The sequence below is a fragment of the Pseudomonas sp. GW823-FHT03E05 genome (assembly GCF_058796855.1).
This window is the reverse complement of the sequence record NZ_JBXAJB010000015.1, coordinates 1-505: the sequence shown is the minus strand read 5'-3', so window position 1 is coordinate 505 and position 505 is coordinate 1. Positions and strand designations below refer to the sequence as shown.

Here is a 505-nt window from a genome sequence, read left to right as displayed (position 1 = left end):
GCCTCGCGCCGGGTGTAGGTCGAGTAGGTGGTGTCTTCCGAAGGGCCGTACAGGTCGTAGACATGCACCAGCCCGGGCTGCTGGTAGAGGCTATCCACCAGGGCCTGTTTCAGCGGCTCACCCGCCAGGTTGATGATCCGCACGCTGGGCGGAATCTGCCCGCTGCGGTGCAGCGCGGCAATCGCCGAAGGCACGGTATTGATCAAGCGCACCCGGTCGCGGTCCGCCAGCTCCGGCAGTTCCAGGGCGTTGCGGGCCAGGACGATGGAACCGCCGCTGGACAGGGTGACAAACAGCTCCCACACCGACAGGTCGAAGCAGATCGAGGTGGAAGCCAGCACCCCTTGCAGGTCGTCAGTGCTGTACACCCGGTTCGACCAGTCGATCAGCGCCAGCACGTTGCGATGGGCAATCGCCACGCCCTTGGGCAGGCCGGTGGAACCGGAGGTGTAGATCACATAGGCCAGATTGTCCGGGGTCGCGCGTGGCGCCGGGTCGTCTGTCG

1 protein-coding gene is annotated in these 505 nt (G+C 65.9%); it reads right to left on the bottom strand.

Going from position 1 to position 505, the window contains the following annotated elements; all coding sequences use genetic code 11:
* On the bottom strand, window positions 1-505 hold a 505-nt coding region (locus tag AC1RCO_RS31165), incomplete at both ends, for an AMP-binding protein (protein WP_492618395.1).